This window comes from Oleiphilus sp. HI0132 (genome assembly GCF_001635845.1).
In genome coordinates, this window is the sequence record NZ_LWGJ01000034.1 from 1 (window position 1) to 1,203 (window position 1,203).

Sequence of the window (1,203 nt, forward strand, 5' to 3'; positions counted from 1 at the left end):
AAACCAGGAAATTGGCGATACCGACCTAAAATCGGCCTTGCTTGAGCCAACAAAGATTTACGTTAAATCTCTTCTTAAATTGATCAAAGAAGGTGAGGTGCATGCCCTTTCACATATCACGGGCGGTGGCTTACTTGAGAATATTCCTCGCGTAATACCTGAAGGAACTAAAGCAGTCATCGAGACCCAGAGCTGGGAATTGCCTGAAGTATTCAAATGGCTTCAATCAGCAGGTAACGTAAATCCTGTTGAAATGTATCGCACCTTCAACTGCGGTGTTGGCATGATCATCGCCGTTCCAGCCGGTTCAGAAGAATCAGCCATCAAGCTTTTAGAAGCTGAAGGCGAAAGTGCTTGGGTAATTGGTGAAATTGCCGACACATCTTCCGACGAAGAGCAAGTCCAACTAAATGGACTAGGCGCTTAGTAATGGAAGGACGAGATCCTGTTGTCGTTGTTTTGATATCGGGTAGCGGCAGCAACCTTCAAGCCTTAATCGACGCCTATCAACGTGAAGAAATCCCTGGAAAGATCAGCGCTGTTATTTCCAATAAGCCCCATGCTAAGGGCCTAGAGCGAGCTAAGAAAGCTGAGATTGATACTCATGTCATCGAACATCAAAAATTCGCTCAACGAGAGATTTTTGATGCAGAGCTGATTAAGACGATTGAGAAGCATCAACCGGATCTCGTGGTATTAGCGGGCTTTATGCGTATCTTAACCGATGATTTTGTCCGCCGTTTTGAAGGAAGAATGCTTAACATTCACCCCTCTCTTCTGCCTAAATATCCCGGCCTACATACTCATAAGCGTGCGCTTGAAGCAAAAGACAAAGAGCACGGCGTGAGTGTTCACTTTGTTACCGCTGAGCTTGATAGCGGCCCGAACATCATCCAGGCTATTGTACCAGTCTTAAATCAGGATACTGAAGAAACACTTGCCACCCGAGTACTTGAAAAGGAACACATCATTTACCCCATTGCGGTTAAGTGGTTTATCGATGGACGTCTTGAAATGAAAGATGGCCAAGCCTATCTGGATGGCGAGCAGTTGCCCGAAAGCGGCCTTAAGCTAGAGATTGAGCAGAGGTGAGGTGCATGCCCTTTCACATATCACGGGCGGTGGCAAGTGTTTCTTCAGTATCCTGATTTAAGACTGGTACAATAGCCTGGATGATGTTCGGGCCGCTATCAAGCTCAGCGG

2 protein-coding genes are annotated in these 1,203 nt (G+C 46.5%); both read left to right on the forward strand.

The annotated features are described in order from the left end of the window. On the forward strand, positions 1-427 hold a 427-nt coding region (locus A3766_RS00590), incomplete at its 5' end, for an AIR synthase-related protein (protein WP_255375266.1). Between the two features lie 2 nt (positions 428-429). Continuing rightward, complete coding sequence (gene purN, locus A3766_RS00595; RefSeq protein WP_068641450.1) at positions 430-1,092, forward strand: phosphoribosylglycinamide formyltransferase; 663 nt, start codon at positions 430-432, stop codon at positions 1,090-1,092. Positions 1,093-1,203 lie beyond the last annotated feature (111 nt).

What these genes read in the sequence shown, in the direction of transcription:
- purN (WP_068641450.1), top strand. Translation starts at nt 430, where the DNA reads ATGGAAGGACGAGATCCTGTTGTCGTTGTTTTGATATCGGGTAGCGGC.